The organism is Agrobacterium sp. 5Ca39 (genome assembly GCF_055382365.1).
This window is the reverse complement of record NZ_AP026436.1, coordinates 943,861-963,778: the sequence shown is the minus strand read 5'-3', so window position 1 is coordinate 963,778 and position 19,918 is coordinate 943,861. Positions and strand designations below refer to the sequence as shown.

Genomic DNA, 19,918 nt, shown 5'->3' with positions numbered 1-19,918 from the left:
CAGCATGGTTTCGAAGATCCTCATAGCCAACCGCGGCGAAATTGCGCTGCGCGTCCTGCGCGCCGCCAAGGAGCTTGGCATTCCCACCGTCGCCGTGCATTCCACGGCGGACGCGGACGCCATGCATGTGCGCCTCGCCGACGAAAGCGTATGCATCGGCCCACCACCTTCGCGTGACAGCTACCTCAACATCCACCAGATCGTTGCGGCCTGCGAAATAACAGGTGCGGACGCCGTTCACCCCGGCTACGGCTTCCTGTCGGAAAACGCCAAGTTTGCCGATATCCTTGACGCGCACGGTATCACCTTCATCGGGCCGACCGCCGAGCATATCCGCATCATGGGCGACAAGATCACCGCCAAGCAGACGGCGCAGGAACTTGGCATTCCCGTGGTTCCCGGCTCCGATGGCGAAGTGAAGCCTGAGAACGCGCTGGAAATCGCACGCACGATCGGCTTTCCGGTCCTCATCAAGGCAACCGCCGGCGGCGGTGGTCGCGGCATGAAGGTGGCGAAGACCGAGGCCGATCTGGAAGAGGCGGTTGCGACTGCCCGCTCCGAAGCGGCAGCAGCATTCGGCAACGACGCCGTCTACATGGAAAAGTACCTCGGCAAGCCACGCCATATCGAAGTGCAGGTGTTCGGCGACGGTGAAGGCAATGCCATTCATCTCGGAGAGCGCGATTGCTCGTTGCAGCGTCGCCACCAGAAGGTGCTGGAAGAAGCCAACTCTCCGGCTCTGACGGTTGAACAGCGCATGAAGATCGGCGAGATTTGCGCGAGCGCCATGCGCAAGCTGAAATATCGCGGTGCCGGCACCATCGAGTTCCTTTATGAAAACGGCGAGTTCTATTTCATCGAAATGAACACGCGTCTGCAGGTGGAGCATCCGGTCACGGAAGCGATTACCGGCATGGATCTCGTGCAGGAACAGATCCGCGTCGCGTCGGGTCAGGGCCTCTCGGTCACGCAGGCCGATATCGAATTCCATGGCCACGCCATCGAATGCCGTATCAATGCCGAAGACCCGCGCACCTTCGTTCCCTCGCCTGGCACGCTGACCTATTTCCACACGCCGGGCGGCCTTGGTGTGCGCGTCGATTCGGGCGCCTATCAGGGCTACAAGATCCCGCCCTATTACGACAGCATGATCGGCAAGCTCATCGTTCACGGACGCGACCGTGACGAATGCATTCGCCGCCTGCGTCGGGCGCTCGACGAATTCGTCGTCGACGGCATCAAGACCACGCTGCCGCTTTTCCAGGATCTTCTTCAGAACGAGGATATCCTGAGGGGCGATTATGATATTCACTGGCTGGAAAAATATCTGGCCGGTGACGCGTCTCACTAAGACGATATGGCTGGGCGGCGCAGCAGAAATAACGACATAACGGTCGATATCCTGCTGCGCGCCTATTCCGCCGGCCTGTTTCCGATGGCCGATTCGGCTGACGATCCCGAGCTTTTCTGGGTCGAGCCGGAGGTGCGCGGTATCATCCCGCTCAATTCCTTCCACATTTCCAAAAGCCTCGCTAAAGCGATGCGCAAGAAGCCATTCGACATACGCTTCAACACCGCTTTCGAGGCTGTCATGTCGGGCTGCGCCGCAGAGGCACCGGACAGGCCAAGTACCTGGATCAACGCCACCATTCGCAGGCTTTATAGCGAACTGCATCAGATCGGCCATGCCCATAGCGTCGAGGCCTGGGAAGGCAAGGAGCTTGTCGGCGGACTCTACGGCGTTTCGCTGGGAGCGGCATTCTTCGGTGAAAGCATGTTCTCCCGTCGCACCAATGCATCGAAGATTTGCCTCGTGCATCTGGTGGAGAGATTAAAAGCAAGCGGCTTCGTGCTGCTCGATACTCAATTCACCACGGAGCATTTGAAAACGTTCGGCGCCATCGATGTGCCGAAGCTTGAATATGCGAAAATGCTCGACGTCGCCGTCAATCGGCCGAGTCTGCAATTCTAGTCGTTACCTTGGGTTATTTGCTTGCCGTAGAGGGAGCAGGCACTTCCGAGTCCTGTTTGCAACCCGTCAGCCATACGTCATAGATCGGGTGTTCCACGGCGTTGAGGCCGGGGCTGTCGGCGAACATCCAGCCGGTGAAGATGCGACGGATTTTACGGTCGAGGGTGATTTCATCCACTTCGACAAATGCATCGATCTTCTGCGCTTCCGTCTGGTCGCGCGAGTAACAGACCTTCGGCGTGACCTGAAGCGCGCCGAACTGCACCGTCTCATCGATATAGACATCGAAGGACGTGATGCGGCCCGTGATCTTGTCGATGCCGGAAAAGACCGCTACGCGGTTTTCAAGCCGGGCGGCGGAGACGGGCGAGATGAGGAAGGCAGCAGAAACCGCCGCGAACAGCGTCACCGTCAGCGCACGCAAAGAACGGTCCCGCGTGATTTTCCTCATACGATGTGTCTCCAAAATTTGCCTGTGTCGGGACGCCGACCGGATCAACGCCTAAGGGCGGAATGTGGCAAAAACCGGTGAGGCCGGATGCATGCGCGGCGTTTTGCACAACACCGCGCATCGCGATAGCTCAGTTGCCGGGTGTCCAGGCGTCGTAGTCGCCGGTCACACGCGGGCGCTCCCCGGCCACAGCCAGCGAGCCCTGAGGGCGATAGGCCTTGTACGAGCCTGTGAGGTTTGGCTGATGCGGCTTCTGCCACTCGCGCGCAACGTAGCTTTCCTGGCTCGGCGGAACGTCGGTGCGATAGTGCATCCAGCCATGCCAGCCGGGCGGAATGGCAGAGGCCTCAGCGTAGCCGTTATAGATCACCCAGCGGCGCGGCATGCCCCAGGAGGTGGTGCCGCCTTCGTAATAGGTGTTGCCCAGCTCGTCCTGTCCTACCTTCTTGCCGAAACGCCAGGTGTGAAACCGCGTTCCGATCGTCTGGCCATTCCACCAGGTGAAGATTTGCGTCAGGAGAGTCTTCATTCTACGTTCCTCGGGCTTGAATGCGCCGCAGCGATTTTCCGTGCACGGCACAAGACATGCTTATGCCGCCCCTCACGCCAATTGTCCAGCATTTCAAGATATATCCGTGCTATTTCAGCTTCATCCTGAAGCCTAGATGCCGCTTCTCGAAACCCAGCCGCTCGTAGAAGCGGTGCGCGTCCAGCCGGGCCATGTTGGAGGTGAGCTGCGCGGCTTTCAGGCCCTGACGGCGGGCTTCATCAAGACAATAGTTGATCATCACCGCGCCGATGCCGCGACCGCGCATGTCGGCCCTTGTCTGCACCGCTTCGATGACCATAGACTTGGCCCCTCGCCCGACGAGCTTGGTGAGGATCGCCGTCTGAAAGGTGCCGACCACCTCGCCATCCAGTTCGGCGACGTAAAGCGTTTCGCTCGGCGACGCCTCGATCGCCCGGAAGGCGGCAAGATAATCGGGCTGTGCCGATTCGTCCGCCGTATCGCCGTGGCCGCCGATCTCGTCAGCGGCAAAAATGGCGGCGAGCGCCGGCAGATCGTCTTCACGGGCCGTTCGAATTATCAGATTTTCCAGGGTCGCGTTCATCGGGTCAGGCTCTTTTCCATCACGATGCCGGGCAGCCCCTCGATACCCGCCATGCGCTCGATTCGATCCACCTCGACAAATCCGACGCCTTCATAGAAGTTGATTGCGACAGTATTTTTGGGCTCAACCTCAAGCCGCATGATTTCCGCGTCGGGAAAACAGGTTTCTAGCTCCGCGAAGAGATCGCGGCCGACACCCTGCCGCTGTAAATCGGGCGCCACGTAAAGCTGGTGCAGCAGCGCCGTCTTCGCCATCTTGGTCGACATGGAGCCGTAAGCCATGCCGCCGATCCGCTTGCCGTCATCGGCGACAAGGAACTCGCCGCCTTTCTTTTCGACGCGGTCTTTCATAGCCTGCGGCGAATGCCAGGCTGCGATCAGCTGGTTGACCTTATCCGCGCCGTAGATTGCGTCATAGGTCGCGTGCCATGTCGTCGCGAGCAGCGCCCGGACTGGCTCGATGTCACGCAGGCTGGCTGTGCGGATGAAAAACATGATCTGGCTCCGTCTTGAAACAGAAATGCCGGGCGTTGATCCCGGCAGAAGTGATGTCAGTCGCCCTTGCTGGACGTCATCCTCTGGTTTGCCCCACCGTGTGGCTTAATCGGGAATAATCCGGACTAAAACCATTACTTCCGTCATGCCGGTCCCCGGACCAAGCCCGAGGATGATCCGGCATCCAGCCGACTCGCGTCTGCGCGGTGAAAAGAGTCTTTTCAGCCCAAGGACTTGGGCTGGCTGGATCCCGGCTCAAGGCCGGGATGACGGAGACCCTCTGCCGTTACTCGAGCGGGAGGCAGCCGTCGCTTACTCTTCCTCGATTCCGAGCTTCGCTTTCACCAGCGCCTGCACCGCCTGCGGGTTGGCCTTGCCGCCCGTCGCCTTCATGACCTGGCCGACGAACCAGCCGGCGAGCGTCGGCTTCGCCTTGACCTTCTCGACCTGATCCGGGTTGGCGGCGATGATCTCGTCAACGGCCTTTTCGATGGCGCCGGTGTCGGTCACCTGCTTCATGCCGCGGGCTTCAACGATCTCGGCCGGATTACCGCCCTCGTTCCAGACGATTTCAAACAGATCCTTGGCGATCTTGCCGGAGATGGTCTCGGCCTTGATGAGATCGATGATGCCGCCGAGCTGTTCTGGCGACACCGGCGTCGTCTCGATGTCCTTGCCGGACTTGTTCAGCGCGCCGAGCAGGTCGTTGATGACCCAGTTGGCGGCAGCCTTTGGATCGCGTCCGGCGGCGACGGCTTCGTAATAATCGGCAATCGCCTTTTCTGAGACCAGAATCGAGGCGTCATAGACCGACAGGCCGAGATCGGCGACGAAACGGGCCTTTTTGTCATCAGGCAGTTCCGGCAGATCGACCTTCAGCGCCTCGACGAAGGCATCATCGAATTCGAGCGGCAGCAGGTCCGGATCGGGGAAATAGCGATAATCATGCGCATCTTCCTTGGAGCGCATGGAGCGCGTCTCGCCCTTGCCGGGATCGAACAGGCGGGTTTCCTGATCGATGACGCCGCCATCTTCCAGAATGGCGATCTGGCGACGCGCCTCATATTCGATGGCCTGACCGACGAAGCGGATGGAGTTGACGTTCTTGATCTCGCAGCGCGTGCCGAAGCCTTCGCCCGGACGGCGCACGGAGACGTTGACGTCGGCGCGCATGGAGCCTTCGTCCATGTTGCCGTCGCAGGTGCCAAGGTAACGCACGATGGAGCGCAGCTTGGTGAGATAGGCCTTCGCCTCATCCGACGAACGCATGTCCGGCTTGGAGACGATTTCCATCAGCGCCACGCCAGAACGGTTGAGGTCCACGAAGGACATGGTCGGGTGCTGGTCATGCATCGACTTGCCGGCGTCCTGCTCCAGATGCAGGCGCTCGATGCCAATCTCGATATCCTCGAAATTGCCCTGGCGGTCGGGACCAAGCGAAATGGTGATGGTGCCTTCACCGACGATCGGATCCTTGAACTGCGAAATCTGATAGCCCTGCGGCAAATCGGGATAGAAGTAGTTCTTGCGGTCGAAAATCGAGCGATTGTTGATCTTGGCCTTGAGGCCGAGACCGGTGCGCACCGCCTGCTTCACGCACTCCTCGTTGATAACAGGCAGCATGCCGGGCATGGCGGCATCCACCAGCGACACGTTGGAATTCGGCGCATTGCCGAAAGTGGTGGAGGCGCCGGAGAACAGCTTGGAATTGGAGAGAACCTGCGCATGCACCTCCATGCCGATCACGATTTCCCAATCGCCGGTGGCGCCGGGAATGAAGCGTTTCGGGTCGGGGGTGCGCACGTCTACAAGGGTCATCTCAAGCTCACGATATACGGGTTCTTTGGCCTTGGTGGGTAGAACAAATGAAGCGCTGGCGCAAGACATCTTGCACCCCGTCGCGCGACGGCCGGAATTTTCGAAGACATCGGATACGCGTTTTTTACCCTTACAGGTTTCAATTCACGCCATGCAAACGATCGCTCTCTGCTTTCTGGCTTATATCGCCTTCAATCTCTTCGTCTTTTTTGTCTATTGGTGGGACAAGGAAGCGGCGAGGAATGGCGGATGGCGTATCCGGGAAAGCACGCTGCTTTTGCTCGCGCTCGTGGGTGGCAGTGCGGGCGCTATCTCGGCGCAAAGGTTGCTGCGGCACAAAACCCGCAAGGAACCGTTTCGCAGCAAGCTGATATCGATCGTCATCTTGCAGGCGGGCCTCGTCGCATCGCTCCTCATCACGCCGGACTGGCCAATGCGGCTGATGGCCACTCTACAAACCCTGTTTCAGAACGCCGGCCCGTAAAGACCATTCTCGACCTCAGCCAGTTGCTTCTGCAGGCCCACCGATTGCACCTCGCGGTCCAGCTTCGGCGCATAGGAAACCGAGAGCCAGCGAATGCTATAGCCATGGTAGCGGAAGAAGGCGACGGCCGGTTCATTCTGGGCATGGGTTTCAAGCCGTATGGTCTCGAAGCCCTTTTCCTCTATCAGTCGTTCGATGTCGCCCAGCAGGCGGCTACCGACGCCCCTCCGCTGAAACTCCGGATCGATCCAGAAGTCGGAAATCGCCTCGTTAAAATGCTCCCGCGCGGCCCAACCCGCAACCGAGCCGCCCAGTTCCGCGACGCGGATGGCAAGCCACGATGAGCGGGTGAAATTGGAAAAGGCGCTCGCCGCATTGTCGTAAAGCGTCGGTGTGATGCCGAGAGCCGCGGTTGCCTGCCGCCACGCCCTGAGGCCGATGGCCGCCAGAACCTCCGCTTCCTGCTCATACGCGTTGCGAATGACGATCAAGCCGCGCCCTCCTTGGCCGTTTGAAGTAAACCATTGCGGGTGCGATTCGACCAGCGTGGTTTTCCCGCTCCCTGCGGACTTGACCGCGCCGGTTTGACCCATTACCCAAAAGGAGCAAGAACGGAGTTTTTATGTTCGCTCAATCGGAGTCCTGGTAAAGGCCCTGCCCGCAATTTTCTTGCGCGCCGGGCCAAATGAAACCGAGCCGGATGCCCTAACGGCACCCGGGTTTGCTTTCACGCGTCTAGAAGACGCCGACCGGACTTCAAACAATGGACATTTCCCGCGCCGAACAGCGCATTCTTCACCTGCTCGCCCAGGGCGGCAGAATTGAACTCGTTCGAGACGACGCCCGCAAAATTGAAAAACTTTCGCTCTTCACGCGCGAAGGATGGATTTTCAGCGGCCTCGATCTCCTCACCTTCCGCAAGCTGAAACGGAAGCGAGCCATCGCCTCCTCCGGTGGCAAGCCCTACCGCATTACCACGCGCGGGCTGGAACTTGTGAGGGGTGAGCTGGACAACCGATAAACTGACCGGGCGGCGGCAATGCCGTCGCCCGGCAGTTCGCGACGCGGCATCGACGGTCACAAATTATAAGAGAGCATTTGCTCCAGCTTCACCTTCTCAAGTTCGACTTTCATGATGTCGGACCATTCCATGCCGCGCCAGACGATCTGAAAGCCGCAACGCTGGTAAAGGCCTATGGCGGCGCGATTTCTCGCATGGGTGTCGATGGTGGCAAGCGGCAGGCCCGCAGCCCGCATCCTGTCGAGAAAGTGGAGGATCAGCGCTTTGCCAATCCCCTTACCCTGCCAGGTAGGGTCCACCCACAGATCGGAAATATGATGAGGCTTGGCATCGCAAGCGCCCCAACCGACGACAACACCGTCGATTTCGGCCACGACGACATCACCGGTCGGAGACTTGGCGAAGCTTTCGAATTCGTCCCTCACCCGCTCGATGACATGGGAATCGAGATAGGCGGCGTCGAAGGCTTCACCGGCACGCCATGCGGCAAAACCGACAAAGCCGACCGCATCGCGATCGGCTTCGTTCATCTGTCTAAGCTTGAAACTGCTTACCACCACTTGGCAGGCGTGAACTTGCCGGCTGCCTGCTCGATGGCGTGGGCCGTCTTGAACAGCGTTTCTTCTTCGAACGGCTTGCCGATGAGCTGCAGGCCAAGCGGCAGGCCCTTGCCATCAAGACCGGCAGGCACCGAAAGGCCGGGAAGACCGGCCATGTTGACGGTGATGGTGAAGACGTCCTGCAGGTACATCTTGACCGGATCGGAAGCGAGTTCCTCATCACCGACAGCGAAGGCGGAAGACGGCGTGATCGGCGCCAGAATGGCGTCCACACCCTCGTGGAAGACGTTTTCGAAGTCGCGCTTGATGAGCGTGCGGACCTTCTGCGCCTTGAGATAATAGGCGTCGTAATAACCGGCCGAAAGCACATAGGTGCCGACCATGATGCGACGCTGCACTTCCTTGCCGAAACCGGCGGCGCGGCTCTTTTCGTACATGTCGGCAATGTCCTTGCCGTCGACGCGCAGGCCGTAGCGGACGCCGTCATAACGGGCAAGGTTGGACGAGGCCTCTGCCGGTGCGACGATGTAATAAGCGGGAAGCGCGTATTTGGTGTGCGGCAGCGAGATGTCGACCACCTCTGCACCGGCGTCACGCAGCCATTCGACGCCCTTGGCCCAGAGCTTTTCGATTTCGTCAGGCATACCGTCAACGCGGTATTCCCGGGGGATACCGATCTTCAGGCCCTTGAGCGATTGACCGATGGCCTTTTCGTAATCCGGCACAGGAAGGTCAACCGAGGTCGTGTCCTTGGCGTCGACGCTTGCCATGGTCTTCAGCAGGATGGCCGCGTCGCGCACGTCGCGGGCAATCGGGCCAGCCTGATCGAGCGACGAGGCGTAAGCGACGATGCCGAAGCGCGAGCAGCGGCCGTAAGTGGGCTTGATGCCGACGGTGCCGGTGAAAGCCGCCGGCTGGCGGATGGAACCGCCGGTATCGGTTGCGGTGGCGCCGGCGCAAAGATGCGCGGCAACGGCTGCGGCCGAACCGCCCGAGGAGCCGCCAGGCACCAGCTTCTGCTCGGAACCATTGGCGCGCCACGGGTTGATGGCCGGGCCGTACCAGGAGCTCTCATTGGACGAGCCCATGGCGAATTCGTCCATGTTGAGCTTGCCGAGCATGACGGCGCCCTGATCCCAGAGGTTCTGGGTGACGGTGGATTCGTATTTCGGCTTGAAGCCATCGAGGATGTGCGAGCAGGCCTGGGTATGAATGTCACGCGTTGCGAAAAGGTCCTTCACGCCGAGCGGAATACCTTCCAGCTCACCCGCGGAACCGGCAGCAATACGGCCGTCGGAGGCTTTCGCCATCTCACGCGCCTTTTCGGGCGTCGTCGCCACATAGGCGTTCAGCGCACCGTTGGCGGTGTCGATGGCGGAGAGATAGGCGTCGGTGAGCTCAAGGGCGGAAAATTCTTTCGCCTTCAGCTTCTCGCGGGCTTCGGCAATGGTCAGGCTCGTCAGGTCGGTCATGGTCGGCAACGGCTTTCGAAAATCTCGGAAAAATCGGGCGGCAAGATGGATCGATTACTCGACCACTTTCGGCACCATGAAGAAATTGCGATCGGTCGCGGGCGCGTTGGCGACGATGTCGTCCGCCTTGTCGCCATCGGTCACCTCGTCGGCGCGCTTCTTCATCGCCACCGGCGTCACCGACGTCATCGGCTCGACGCCATCCACATTCACTTCCGAAAGCTGCTCCACGAAACCGAGTATGCCATTCAGCTGGCCGAGCATGTTCTGTGCTTCGTCTTCAGTGACAGCGATACGGGCAAGGCGCGCAACACGCTTTACGGTGGCGAGATCGACGGACATGGTTTTACTCCGATGGGATATTTCCCATTCGCTATAATGACCATGTCCGTCCTTCGCAACGGTAGAAAGCATGTCGCGGCTAACTCGGCGGCGGTTTTGCGCTCACGACATGCGGCGTTGACGCTTAGAAGGACAGCACGTCGCCCGCCCTGGGTGTGTGGACGCGCGCTTCGGCGCCTTCCATGCCGGCCACGAATTTCTCCGGCGTCTGGTCGATTATCGGGAAGGAGCCGTAATGGCAGGGAAGCACGTGCTGGAACTTGAAGAAGCGCTGGCAAGCAAGCGCCGCCACAGCTCCGCCCATGGTAAAGCGGTCACCGATCGGCACGAGACCGATATCAGGCTGATGCAGTTCATTGATGAGCTTCATGTCGGAGAAGATATCCGTATCGCCCATATGGTAGACGGCTGGACCGTCCTCGAAATGCAGCATCAGGCCGTTGGCATTGCCGAGCGAATGGGAAACGCCATCCTCGGTGATCTGGGCGGAGGAATGCAGCGCATTGGTGAAGGTAACCGAGAAACCGTCAAAATGAACGGTGCCGCCGGTATTGCCCATATCGACCTTCGCAACACCCTTGGCAGAAAGCCACGCGGCTAGATCGGCATTCGCCAGCACGGTCGCACCCGCCTCGCGGGCAAGCTGCACGGTATCTCCGACATGGTCGCCATGGCCGTGGGTCAGCAGAATATGGGTGACGCCTTCGGCCGCCGTCTTGCCATCCTGCCCGGCGAAACCGGGATTGCCGGTGAAGAAGGGATCGATGAGGATCTTCGCGCTGCCGTTTTCAAGGCGAAAGGCGGAATGGCCTAGCCAGGTGATTTTCATGGGAAGTTCTCCTTTGTATTGCCGGTATAATATGACATAGGACGGCCTGAACAACCGCACTACCTGTATTTAAGAGGGGCGACAATGGCCGCTGACAATGACGATTATGTGTACGACGAAGCGACCGGCGAATGGCGCCCTGCTTCCGAACTGGCCGCAGAAGCGGCACGCGCGCAGGAAGTGCGCGATGCAGCAGGCAATGTGCTCGCGGATGGCGATTCAGTGACCTTGATCAAGGATCTGAAGGTCAAGGGCACCAGCACCGTCATCAAGCAGGGCACGGTCATCAAATCGATCCGACTGACCGATAATCCGGAAGAAATCGATTGCAGGCATGATGCGGTGAAGGGTCTGGTGCTGCGCACCGAATTCGTCCGCAAGCGATAAGGACAGCACGCGACATGGCAACACTCACCATCGAGGAACTGGCGGCAACGCTTCAGCCCGCGCAGGCAATTGCCGGCCTCGACCTTGGTACGAAAACCATCGGGCTCGCCATGTCGGATCTGTCGCGGCGTTTTGCGACACCGCGCCCCGTTATCAAGCGCGTGAAATTCACGCTGGATGCGGAAGTGCTGCTGGCCTTCGCTGAAAAGGAAAAGGTCGCCGCCTTCATTATTGGCCTTCCGATGAACATGGACGGCTCCGCCGGGCCCCGCGTGCAGGCGACCCGCGCCTTCGTGCGCACCATGGGCGAAAAAACCCCCCTGCCCTTTGTTTACTGGGATGAGCGGCTTTCGACCGTTGCGGCAGAGCGCGCGCTTCTCGAAATGGATGTGTCTCGCGCCAAGCGGGCCGAACGCATCGATTCGGCAGCGGCTAGCTTCATTCTTCAGGGTGCGCTGGACAGGCTTTCTGCACTGACCCGCGCGGCCGACTGACGGCCCTGCCACCAGGCGTAAATCTGCCTGCGCTTGCGGAAACCGAGAATCGCAAAGACGATCAGGCTGTCGACCGCAATGGCACGCGCCACCAGCGGCGGCAGGCTTTCCGGCGGAAGGCCGAGAATATTCCCGTATATCTCGAAGACGAGATCGTGGGTCTGACGTGTGAGCATGTAGAAGCCGAAGCTCATGTCGTAATAGGAAAGCCAGTACCAGCTGCCCAGCAGCGCGACAGGACCGGCCCACAGGATCAGAAACCACTTCATGTCGCCTGCCCTCGCACAAACAATGTATCGGGGATGCCAGCAAGCACCGCCCAGCGCGCCACGGCCATCAGGCAGAGGTTCAGCGCCGGCACGTCGATATCCAACGGCAGCATAGCAAAAAACGTCATCATGACGCCCAAAGCTGTCCAGCGGCTCACTTGCGGCTCCCTTATGCGCAGTCATTGCGCATGGTTAACATTTCGTTAATCCACACTGGACCGGCTGGGATGGAGAGGCAAATGAAAGCTGTGATTATGGTTAACGACGGGCGGCCGGCATGTGGAAAACAACGTGACCGGCTGAACGGACGGACGCGCCGAGCGGTTGCCGGCCCGGTAAGAACATGGCTGATTTTTCTTTAATGCCCAGCGTCCAGCGCGGCTGCCTGGGCCCGTGTCTGAGACCGGTTCAGCCGTAAACGCCCCGCACCAGCCTTTTTACGGCAGTGGCGATCTTGTCCCAGTCCCGATCCGATTTGAGCGCAACACCGGCAAACTGGCCGCTGGTGGCGGCGGAAATCACGAGGTGCTGGATGGCGGCGAACAGCACGGCATTGACGGCGGCGGTATCAACACCCTTCGGCGCTGCCAGCGAACCGCGCATGCGCTCCAGCCATTTGCCAAGCGACTTGGCACGGGCTTCCGCCAGCTGGCGCACCTGCGGCGAGCCGTCGGAAACTTCCCAGGCGATGATCTTGCAGACAAGAGGATCGCTGCGCAGCGCATCCATGAAGTAGAGCGCCAGCTTTTCCATCAGATCACCATAGGTCAAAAGGAACATGCCGCCGGTATCTTCCGGAATGCGATCCTTAACCCAGGATCCGAGATCCTCACCGATCGCCTCAATCAGACCATCGAGGCCGCCGAAATAACGGTAGATCAGCTGCTTGTCGCAGCCGGCACGGCGAGCAACGGCATTGATCCCGAAGCCCTGAAATCCCTCTTCGGCAAGCAGCGACCGCGCCGCATTAAAAATCGCCTTCTCGGTCTGAGCGCGATCCTTGATGCGCTTTTCCGGTCTGTCGGCTGAAATCGCCTCTGCGGTCGCCAGCATGATTCCCTACCCGTTTTCTGAAAGGCCTGACTACAGGGGTTAACAAAGCATGAAGGCAAGGACAATGTGATGGGAAGATTGGACGGAAGGTTCCTGTGGATGACGTGGCGGGGCCAACAATATCGCCCCGCATCCTCAGCGTGAGCCGCTCACTCCAACCCCATGCCAAACCACACGCTGCCGGGCGTTTCGTGGCTGTCCAGACGCTTGAAACCTCGGGTTTCCCAGAAACGCATTCCGGCCAGGTTGCGTTCGCTGGCGCCGAGATGGATGCCGTAGACGTTGTTCTGTCGGGCCATATCCAGCCAGCGCGACAGGAGCCGGGTGCCGCCGCCCTTACCCTGCGTGCGTGGCAAAAGGTTCATGTGTATGTGGGCGGGGAACGGATCTGTGAGCCAGGCCGGGGTGCGGCGTGGGTGGTGAATGAAATGGGCTCGGCGCTGGTCGGCGTCCCATGTCTGCTGGTCGCCCCCAGGATCGGCATAGATGGCGCGCAGATGCGGCCACCATTCCCGCTCCAGTCGCTCTTCATGCAGGGCCGTATCGAGCGCGCCGACGATGTAACCGCAGACGCCTTCCTCATCCTCGGCAACGAATACAGCATCCGGCCACAGATGCAGATAGGGCACGGAATAGATATGCCCCACCATGCGGCCATCGTTGTAAAGTGGCGTGGCATCCTGCCCGGCGTCGCCGGTGGCGAGGCTTATGGCATAGAGCGCGTCTTCATCCTCGGAACGAGCGGAGCGAAAAGTCAGCATCGGCCGCCATCCTCCATTGCCGCGCCTCGATGTGCGAAGCTATCGTGACAGACAAGAATACGTCCTAGGCCATTGCTGTTTTTCAAATCCGAGACCCCTCCCGCCGGAACTGTAAAAACTTCATCCGCATCCATCGCTCAAGCTGCAGGCGGATAAAGAAGATCGATTATATAAGTCGGATCGAAGCGGGAATCGAGCATGCCGTAAGTATGCCGCCAGCCACCGGCAAGCCGGGTTTCGAGGAAGGCATCGGCAATCTTGCCGGCGCCGAGGCGGCAAAGCTCGGCGGCAGCGGCCGCAAGCGCGAACTGCTCCACCAAAAGGCGAGCCGCACCCTCGTCGCGCTCGGCAAGTGCGATTGCCGCGCGCAGCACGTCCGTTGTCTTCTTGCCAGCAGGTCCGAGATCACGCTCCAGCGTCTGGAAGACGAGATCGAACAGGTCCTTGCCGCGCTGGAGAACCCGCAGGACATCCAGCGCCATGACGTTGCCGGACCCTTCCCAGATGGCATTGACGGGCGCTTCGCGATAGTGGCGGGCAATCGGCCGCTCTTCCACGTAACCATTGCCGCCAAGGCATTCCATGGCTTCGTAGATGAGCGCCGGCGCAATCTTGCAGCACCAGTATTTCACGATCGGCGTCATCACCCGCGCATAGGCGGCCTCGGCCGGATTGTTGCGGGCGGCATCAAAAGCACTCGCCAGCCGGAAGGAAAGCGCGGTTGCGGCCGCTACATCGAGCGCCATGTCGGCAAGCACGCGCGTCATGATCGGCTGGGTGACCAGCATCTTGCCGAAAACGGAGCGACCGCGGGCGTAGTGCACGGCTTCGGCAAGCGAGGCGCGCATCATGCCGGCCGACGCCAGCGCGCAATCGAGCCGCGTCAGCGTCACCATGTCGAGAATGGTGCGGATGCCGCTACCGGGATCGCCAAGCAGATAACCGAAGGCATCGGTGAATTCGACTTCGGCGGATGCATTGGATCGATTGCCCAGCTTGTCCTTCAAACGCTGGAAGTGCAGACCATTTTTCGAACCGTCCTCGAGATAACGCGGCACGAGGAAACAGCCCATGCCGTCACCCATCTGGGCCAGCATGACAAAACCGTCGCTCATCGGCGCAGACAGGAACCACTTGTGGCCTGAGAGACGGTAGATGCCCTCGCCCACCCGCTCTGCCGTGGTGCGGTTGGCGCGCACATCCGTGCCGCCCTGCTTTTCTGTCATGCCCATGCCGATGGTGACGGCAGTTTTCTGCAAGGCCGGCTTCTGTGCGGAATCATATTTGCGCGAGAGGATCTTCGGCGCCCATTCCTTCTGCACACGCGGAGACGCCATGATGGCGGCAACGGAAGCGCTGGTCATGGTCAGCGGGCAGAGATGACCGGCTTCCAGCTGCGAGGTCAGGTAGAACTTCGTCGCGCGGGCCTTGTGCTCGTTACCGCGCGTGTCGGGCGAGTTTTCCCACACGCTGGAATGCAGGCCCGAGGACATGGAACGGCGCATCAGCGCGTGCCATGCCGGGTGGAATTCCACCTGGTCCAGACGCTCGCCCCGCGGGCCGTGGGTGTGCAGCTGCGGCACGCCCTGGTTCGCCATACGCGCCAGTTCCTGCGCCTCATGCGAGGTGACATAGCGGCCGATCTGATCGAACTCGTCCCTCAGATTGCGTGACAGGCCGGAGGTCAGATCGACGATCAGCGGATCGGAACGATAGGCGTTGATACCGGACCAGAGGCTGGGCTGGTTCAGTTCGGCGAGCTGTTCTTCTGTCCGGTTCATGCCTGTCATTCGCATCCTTCTATCGGGATTCGTGCTTTATTGCGTGTATATGCCAAAACCCGGCTTATCGCATGCTTGCCCGCAACGCCACCTGTCTTTATAGACCCGTTGACTATTGCGACCCGGAGGACAATTTCCATGGTCTTTTTTCCCCATCGCCATCTCCTCGGCATCAAGGGGCTTTCCCATCAGGATATTACCCTGCTTCTCGACAAGGCCGATGAGGCGGTGAAAATCAGCCGCCAGCGCGAGAAAAAGACCTCGACGCTTCGGGGCCTGACACAGATCAATCTCTTCTTCGAGGCTTCGACGCGGACGCAATCCTCCTTCGAACTGGCCGGAAAGAGGCTTGGCGCAGATGTGATGAACATGTCGGTCGGCAATTCCTCGGTGAAGAAAGGCGAAACGCTGATTGACACGGCGATGACGCTGAATGCCATGCGCCCGGATGTGCTTGTCGTGCGCCACTCCTCGGCCGGTGCCGCAGCGCTTCTCGCCCAAAAGGTCGCCTGCTCCGTGGTCAATGCCGGCGACGGCCAGCACGAGCACCCGACGCAGGCGCTGCTCGACGCGCTGACCATCCGCCGCGCCAAGGGCGAGCTTTCAGGTATCACCGTAGCGATCTGCGGCGACGTACTGCACTCGCGCGTTGCCCGCTCCAATATCATCCTTCTCAACCAGATGGGCGCGCGGGTTCGTGTCGTCGCCCCGGCCACGCTTCTTCCTTCGGGCATTCGCGACATGAGCGTGGAAGTCTTTCACGACATGAAGGAAGGGTTGAAGAATGCCGATGTGGTGATGATGCTGCGCCTCCAGCGTGAGCGCATGTCCGGCTCCTTCGTGCCTTCAGTGCGTGAATATTTCCATTATTACGGTCTGGATGCCGAAAAGCTGAAGGCGGCCAAGGAAGATGCGCTTGTCATGCATCCTGGCCCGATGAACCGCGGCGTGGAAATCGCCTCCGAAGTGGCCGATGGCCCGCAGAGCGTCATCGAAAGCCAGGTTGAAATGGGGGTCGCCGTGCGCATGGCCGTCATGGAAACCCTGCTTGTCTCGCAAAATCAGGGTGAGCGCGTATGAGTGCCGTTACCGTTCTCAAGAACCTCCGCATCGTCGATCCCTCCCGTAATCTCGACGAGAACGGCAGCATCGTCATTGGCGCCGATGGTACCATTCTTGCTTCAGGAAAAGACGCTCACAATCAGGGGGCGCCCGATGCTGCGACGGTGCGCGACTGCAAGGGTGTCGTGGCCGTTCCCGGTCTGGTGGATGCCCGCGTCTTCGTTGGTGAACCCGGTGCCGAACACCGCGAAACCATCGAATCCGCATCGCGTGCGGCAGCGGCCGGCGGCGTCACCAGCATCATCATGATGCCTGATACGGATCCCGTGATCGATGACATCGCCCTTGTCGAATATGTGAAAAAGACGGCGCGTGACAAGGCAATCGTCAATGTGCATCCGGCAGCCGCCCTGACCAAGGGTCTGCGGGGCGAGGAAATGACCGAATTCGGCATGCTGAAGGAAGCCGGTGCGGTGGCCTTCACCAACGGCCGCAAGGCGCTGTCCGATACGTTGGTGCTGCGCCGCGCCATGACCTATGCCCGTGAACTCGGCGCTGTCATCGCGCTCGAAACCCGCGACAAATACATCGGCGGCGGCGACATGAACGAGGGGCTTTTCGCGAGCTGGCTCGGCCTGTCAGGCGTTCCCAAGGAAGCCGAGATCATTCCGCTGGAGCGTGACCTGCGCATTGCTGGCCTGACGCAGGCGATCTACCACGCCGCCAAGATTTCCGTGCCGGAATCGGCAGAGGCGATCCGGGCTGCGCGGCAGCGGGGCGTGAAGGCCACCTGCGGCATCTCGATCAATCACCTGACGCTCAATGAAAACGATATCGGCGAATATCGCACTTTCTTCAAGCTCTCCCCGCCGCTGCGCGCCGAAGACGACCGCAAGGCAATGGTGGAAGCGCTGAAGGACGGCACGATCGATATCATCGTCTCTTCGCACGACCCGCAGGATGTCGATACCAAGCGCCTGCCGTTTTCGGATGCTGCGAGCGGTGCGGTCGGGCTCGAAACCATGCTGGCGGCGGCGCTGCGCCTCCACCACAGTGGTGAAGTTCCGCTGATGCGGCTTATCGATGCGCTCTCCACTCGCCCGGCCAAGATTTTCGGTCTCGATGCAGGAACGCTGAAAGCGGGTGCCCAGGCCGATATCACCCTGATCGACCTCGACGAACCGTGGCTCGTGGCCAAGGAACAGCTGGTCTCGAAATCCAAGAACACGCCGTTCGAGGATGCCCGGTTCAGCGGTCGCGCCATCGCCACTTATGTGGCTGGCAAAGCCGTTCATTCCTTGGCATAAGATCATCAACAGATCACGCGGCAGGCGGGACAGAGGGGATATTGAATGAGTGCTTTGACTGACTGGCAGACCGCGCCTGCCCTTCTCGCGCTTTCGGCGCTGATCGGCTATCTGTTGGGCTCCATTCCCTTCGGCCTCCTCCTGACCCGCATGGCCGGGCTGGGCGACGTGCGCAAGATCGGCTCCGGCAATATCGGCGCGACCAACGTGCTGCGCACCGGCAACAAGAAGCTCGCCGCCGCGACCCTGTTGCTGGACGCACTCAAGGGCACGGCGGCAGTTCTGGTCGCCAATGCGCTCTGGGGTTATGAGGCCTCCCTCGTAGCCGGTTTCTTCGCCTTTCTCGGCCATCTCTTTCCAGTCTGGCTGGGCTTCAAGGGCGGCAAGGGCGTGGCGACTTATATCGGGGTGCTGCTGGGCGCCGCTCCGCTAATGATGCTGGCCTTCGCGCTGATCTGGCTCGCGACCGCCTTCATCACCCGCTATTCGTCGCTCTCTGCGCTCGTGGCAATGCTGGTCATCCCCGTTGCCCTCTGGGTCCTCGGACCAGAAAAAACAGCGCTGCTCGTGACGCTGCTCAGCGTGATTTCCTGGTGGAAACATCGCGAGAACATTGCCCGGCTGCTGGCGGGCACCGAAAGCAGGATCGGTCAAAAGGGCTGAGGCCGTCTCGGGGATATGCCATGCCGCATGAGGAAACGACACGGCAGGGCATAGAGCTTTCCGCGCGGCAGCGGGTGGCGTGGCTACGGTTGATCCGCAGCGATAATATCGGTCCCGTCACCTTTCGCGAACTTATCAATCATTTCGGCAGCGCTGAAAAAGCGCTGGATACGCTGCCCGAACTGTCGCGCCGTGGCGGTTCGTCGCGCAGTCCGCGCATCACCACACAGGCAGAGGCGGAACGGGAGCTTGAGGCGGCCGAGAATTTCGGCGCGCGTTTCGTCGGCATCGGCGAACCGGATTATCCGCCGGCTCTGCGGCATGTGGACGGCGCGCCGCCGCTGGTCGCCATGAAAGGATCGGCGGATACGGCGACGAGAGCCTGCGTCGGCATCGTCGGTTCGCGCAACGCTTCGATCAACGGCGCAAAATTCGCCGCCATGCTTGCGCGCGACTGTGGCCGCGCCGGTTATACGATCGCCTCGGGGCTGGCGCGCGGCATCGATGCGGCGGCCCACAGGGCGAGCCTTTCAACGGGCACGGTGGCAATGCTGGCAGGCGGTCTCGACCGGCCCTACCCGCAGGAAAATTTCGGACTTTTGCAGGAGATATACGATCAGGGCGGCGCGACGATCAGCGAAATGCCTTTCGGCTGGGAGCCGCGCGCCCGGGATTTCCCGCGGCGCAACCGGTTGATCGCGGGCGTGTCACTCGGCGTCGTCATCGTCGAGGCGGCGGAGCGTTCGGGCTCGCTGATCACGGCGCGGCTTGCCGGTGAAGCGGGACGACTGGTGTTCGCCGTGCCCGGCTCGCCGCTCGACTTGCGCTGCGAAGGCACGAACCGGCTGATCAAGGAAGGTGCCATGCTGACTACGGGAGCGGCCGATATTCTTGATGCACTGCGACCATTGATGGAGCCGCAATTGCCCAATGACCGGAAGATCGAGGAACCGCAGCAGGACGCTGAAATGTCACCACCGGGAGACGACGAGCGCAGCATCATCGCCGCTGCTCTCGGTCCCTCGCCTGTGGAGATCGACGACATCATCAGACACACGGGTTTCTCCGCCGCCACCGTTCATCTGGTGCTGCTGGAGCTCGATATTGCCGGGCGTCTAAACCGGCATGCCGGGGGGCGCGTGTCGCTCTTCATCGCGGATTGAGAGTTTGCGCCTTCCGCTCTGGATATCACCGACTTCGACATAGGCCATCTCGATGAGATAGCACAGCATATCGGCACCTTCCCGGTGGGCCACCTGCCGCAGTTCCGCCAGCATCTGGCGGATGTATGCCAAGCTCTCTCTGGTCCCTTCATTATCGGCATTATTGTTTGTTGCGTTCGGGACCATATATTTATCCTGAAAATTCACCCTGAAACGGGAAGCATTAAGTCTGTTCAAATGATGTTGCCCATCATAACCAATTTACCAAAGATTGCAATACAACGATAGATTATCCATAGGTTGTAGTCACCTGGAAGCGAGAAAATCGGGCTTGCCTCTTGACCAGCGGGCATTACCTGTCCATGTCGAATTATAAAGAAGGCCAATTGCGGCAATAGGCTGCAACCGGGGCCACGTTAACGG

At 60.3% G+C, this 19,918-nt stretch carries 26 protein-coding genes; 10 read left to right on the top strand and 16 right to left on the bottom strand.

The window, feature by feature from the left end; translation table 11 throughout:
* The first annotated feature begins 4 nt into the window (after positions 1-4).
* Entirely contained in the window at positions 5-1,351 is a 1,347-nt protein-coding gene (accC, locus tag ACZ47E_RS04745) for an acetyl-CoA carboxylase biotin carboxylase subunit (protein WP_107339729.1), read from the top strand.
* Between the two features lie 6 nt (positions 1,352-1,357).
* Entirely contained in the window at positions 1,358-1,972 is a 615-nt protein-coding gene (gene aat, locus ACZ47E_RS04740) for a leucyl/phenylalanyl-tRNA--protein transferase (RefSeq protein ID WP_107339730.1), read from the top strand.
* Between the two features lie 13 nt (positions 1,973-1,985).
* Here the strand turns inward: aat and ACZ47E_RS04735 are convergent, their stop codons facing one another.
* From ACZ47E_RS04735 to gatB, 5 genes are all read right to left on the bottom strand, one after another.
* A complete protein-coding gene (locus tag ACZ47E_RS04735; protein WP_004441417.1) occupies positions 1,986-2,423 on the bottom strand; it encodes a DUF2155 domain-containing protein in 438 nt (145 codons plus the stop codon).
* A gap of 130 nt (positions 2,424-2,553) precedes the next feature.
* Complete coding sequence (locus ACZ47E_RS04730; RefSeq protein ID WP_112554923.1) at positions 2,554-2,952, bottom strand: NADH:ubiquinone oxidoreductase subunit NDUFA12; 399 nt, start codon at positions 2,950-2,952, stop codon at positions 2,554-2,556.
* A gap of 109 nt (positions 2,953-3,061) precedes the next feature.
* Positions 3,062-3,535 (bottom strand): GNAT family N-acetyltransferase, encoded by a 474-nt coding sequence (locus ACZ47E_RS04725; RefSeq protein ID WP_044458778.1) that lies wholly within the window; start codon positions 3,533-3,535, stop codon positions 3,062-3,064.
* Positions 3,532-4,029 carry a GNAT family N-acetyltransferase gene (locus tag ACZ47E_RS04720; RefSeq protein ID WP_022556054.1) on the bottom strand — a complete coding sequence of 166 codons (498 nt, stop codon included), beginning with the start codon at positions 4,027-4,029 and terminating at the stop codon, positions 3,532-3,534. The genes ACZ47E_RS04725 and ACZ47E_RS04720 overlap by 4 nt, the downstream gene beginning before the upstream one ends.
* 312 nt (positions 4,030-4,341) lie before the next feature.
* Positions 4,342-5,847, bottom strand: coding sequence for an Asp-tRNA(Asn)/Glu-tRNA(Gln) amidotransferase subunit GatB (gatB, locus tag ACZ47E_RS04715; RefSeq protein WP_006698017.1), 1,506 nt, complete (start codon positions 5,845-5,847; stop codon positions 4,342-4,344).
* 151 nt (positions 5,848-5,998) lie between these two features.
* On the opposite strand from gatB, the gene ACZ47E_RS04710 reads away from it, so the two are divergent.
* A complete protein-coding gene (locus ACZ47E_RS04710) occupies positions 5,999-6,331 on the top strand; it encodes a DUF1294 domain-containing protein (protein WP_220329814.1) in 333 nt (110 codons plus the stop codon).
* Here the strand turns inward: ACZ47E_RS04710 and ACZ47E_RS04705 are convergent.
* Positions 6,313-6,822, bottom strand: a complete 510-nt coding sequence (locus ACZ47E_RS04705) for a GNAT family N-acetyltransferase (protein ID WP_278067392.1) — start codon at positions 6,820-6,822, stop codon at positions 6,313-6,315. The two genes, ACZ47E_RS04710 and ACZ47E_RS04705, sit on opposite strands and share 19 nt — an antisense overlap.
* A gap of 272 nt (positions 6,823-7,094) precedes the next feature.
* Between ACZ47E_RS04705 and ACZ47E_RS04700 the strand changes: the two genes are divergently transcribed.
* Positions 7,095-7,352, top strand: a complete 258-nt coding sequence (locus ACZ47E_RS04700; RefSeq protein WP_006698014.1) for a YjhX family toxin — start codon at positions 7,095-7,097, stop codon at positions 7,350-7,352.
* Between the two features lie 56 nt (positions 7,353-7,408).
* Here ACZ47E_RS04700 and ACZ47E_RS04695 read toward each other — a convergent pair whose 3' ends face one another.
* The 4 genes from ACZ47E_RS04695 to ACZ47E_RS04680 form a co-directional block, all read right to left on the bottom strand.
* Positions 7,409-7,882, bottom strand: a complete 474-nt coding sequence (locus tag ACZ47E_RS04695) for a GNAT family N-acetyltransferase (protein WP_153775483.1) — start codon at positions 7,880-7,882, stop codon at positions 7,409-7,411.
* A 20-nt stretch (positions 7,883-7,902) separates the two neighbouring features.
* Positions 7,903-9,384, bottom strand: coding sequence for an Asp-tRNA(Asn)/Glu-tRNA(Gln) amidotransferase subunit GatA (gatA, locus tag ACZ47E_RS04690; RefSeq protein WP_004441402.1), 1,482 nt, complete (start codon positions 9,382-9,384; stop codon positions 7,903-7,905).
* 54 nt (positions 9,385-9,438) lie between these two features.
* Positions 9,439-9,726, bottom strand: a complete 288-nt coding sequence (gatC, locus tag ACZ47E_RS04685; RefSeq protein WP_004441400.1) for an Asp-tRNA(Asn)/Glu-tRNA(Gln) amidotransferase subunit GatC — start codon at positions 9,724-9,726, stop codon at positions 9,439-9,441.
* Positions 9,727-9,850: 124 nt separating this feature from the next.
* A complete protein-coding gene (locus ACZ47E_RS04680; protein WP_278067391.1) occupies positions 9,851-10,555 on the bottom strand; it encodes a metal-dependent hydrolase in 705 nt (234 codons plus the stop codon).
* Between the two features lie 84 nt (positions 10,556-10,639).
* Here ACZ47E_RS04680 and ACZ47E_RS04675 point away from each other — a divergent pair, with 84 nt between their 5' ends.
* Together ACZ47E_RS04675 and ruvX are read left to right on the top strand one after the other, a co-directional pair.
* Positions 10,640-10,942 (top strand): zinc ribbon domain-containing protein YjdM, encoded by a 303-nt coding sequence (locus ACZ47E_RS04675; protein WP_045534083.1) that lies wholly within the window; start codon positions 10,640-10,642, stop codon positions 10,940-10,942.
* 14 nt (positions 10,943-10,956) lie between these two features.
* Positions 10,957-11,436 (top strand): Holliday junction resolvase RuvX, encoded by a 480-nt coding sequence (ruvX, locus tag ACZ47E_RS04670; protein ID WP_045534082.1) that lies wholly within the window; start codon positions 10,957-10,959, stop codon positions 11,434-11,436.
* On the opposite strand, the gene ACZ47E_RS04665 is transcribed toward ruvX, so the two are convergent.
* The 5 genes from ACZ47E_RS04665 to ACZ47E_RS04645 form a co-directional block, all read right to left on the bottom strand.
* On the bottom strand, positions 11,388-11,705 hold the full coding sequence (locus ACZ47E_RS04665) for a DUF6105 family protein (protein WP_004441389.1): 318 nt from the start codon (positions 11,703-11,705) through the stop codon (positions 11,388-11,390). The genes ruvX and ACZ47E_RS04665 overlap by 49 nt on opposite strands.
* Positions 11,702-11,863 (bottom strand): hypothetical protein, encoded by a 162-nt coding sequence (locus ACZ47E_RS04660; protein ID WP_158273746.1) that lies wholly within the window; start codon positions 11,861-11,863, stop codon positions 11,702-11,704. The genes ACZ47E_RS04665 and ACZ47E_RS04660 overlap by 4 nt, the downstream gene beginning before the upstream one ends.
* A gap of 250 nt (positions 11,864-12,113) precedes the next feature.
* Positions 12,114-12,758 (bottom strand): TetR/AcrR family transcriptional regulator, encoded by a 645-nt coding sequence (locus ACZ47E_RS04655; RefSeq protein ID WP_004441386.1) that lies wholly within the window; start codon positions 12,756-12,758, stop codon positions 12,114-12,116.
* Between the two features lie 149 nt (positions 12,759-12,907).
* On the bottom strand, positions 12,908-13,519 hold the full coding sequence (locus ACZ47E_RS04650) for a GNAT family N-acetyltransferase (protein WP_004441384.1): 612 nt from the start codon (positions 13,517-13,519) through the stop codon (positions 12,908-12,910).
* 137 nt (positions 13,520-13,656) lie between these two features.
* Positions 13,657-15,309 carry an acyl-CoA dehydrogenase family protein gene (locus ACZ47E_RS04645; protein ID WP_004441382.1) on the bottom strand — a complete coding sequence of 551 codons (1,653 nt, stop codon included), beginning with the start codon at positions 15,307-15,309 and terminating at the stop codon, positions 13,657-13,659.
* A 129-nt stretch (positions 15,310-15,438) separates the two neighbouring features.
* On the opposite strand from ACZ47E_RS04645, the gene ACZ47E_RS04640 reads away from it, so the two are divergent.
* Genes ACZ47E_RS04640 through dprA form a run of 4 tightly spaced genes read left to right on the top strand, consistent with a single transcriptional unit; the run spans position 15,439 to position 19,495 of the window.
* The gene (locus ACZ47E_RS04640) at positions 15,439-16,380 is read left to right on the top strand and encodes an aspartate carbamoyltransferase catalytic subunit (protein WP_003502441.1); all 942 of its coding nucleotides are present in this window, start codon (positions 15,439-15,441) and stop codon (positions 16,378-16,380) included.
* Positions 16,377-17,669: a dihydroorotase gene (locus ACZ47E_RS04635; protein ID WP_278067390.1), complete on the top strand. Its 1,293-nt coding sequence runs from the start codon at positions 16,377-16,379 to the stop codon at positions 17,667-17,669. The genes ACZ47E_RS04640 and ACZ47E_RS04635 overlap by 4 nt, the downstream gene beginning before the upstream one ends.
* A gap of 45 nt (positions 17,670-17,714) precedes the next feature.
* Positions 17,715-18,332, top strand: coding sequence for a glycerol-3-phosphate 1-O-acyltransferase PlsY (plsY, locus tag ACZ47E_RS04630; RefSeq protein WP_004441376.1), 618 nt, complete (start codon positions 17,715-17,717; stop codon positions 18,330-18,332).
* Positions 18,333-18,352: 20 nt separating this feature from the next.
* Positions 18,353-19,495 carry a DNA-processing protein DprA gene (dprA, locus tag ACZ47E_RS04625; RefSeq protein ID WP_278067389.1) on the top strand — a complete coding sequence of 381 codons (1,143 nt, stop codon included), beginning with the start codon at positions 18,353-18,355 and terminating at the stop codon, positions 19,493-19,495.
* On the opposite strand, the gene ACZ47E_RS04620 is transcribed toward dprA, so the two are convergent.
* Positions 19,448-19,681: a hypothetical protein gene (locus tag ACZ47E_RS04620; protein ID WP_037089089.1), complete on the bottom strand. Its 234-nt coding sequence runs from the start codon at positions 19,679-19,681 to the stop codon at positions 19,448-19,450. The two genes, dprA and ACZ47E_RS04620, sit on opposite strands and share 48 nt — an antisense overlap.
* Positions 19,682-19,918 lie beyond the last annotated feature (237 nt).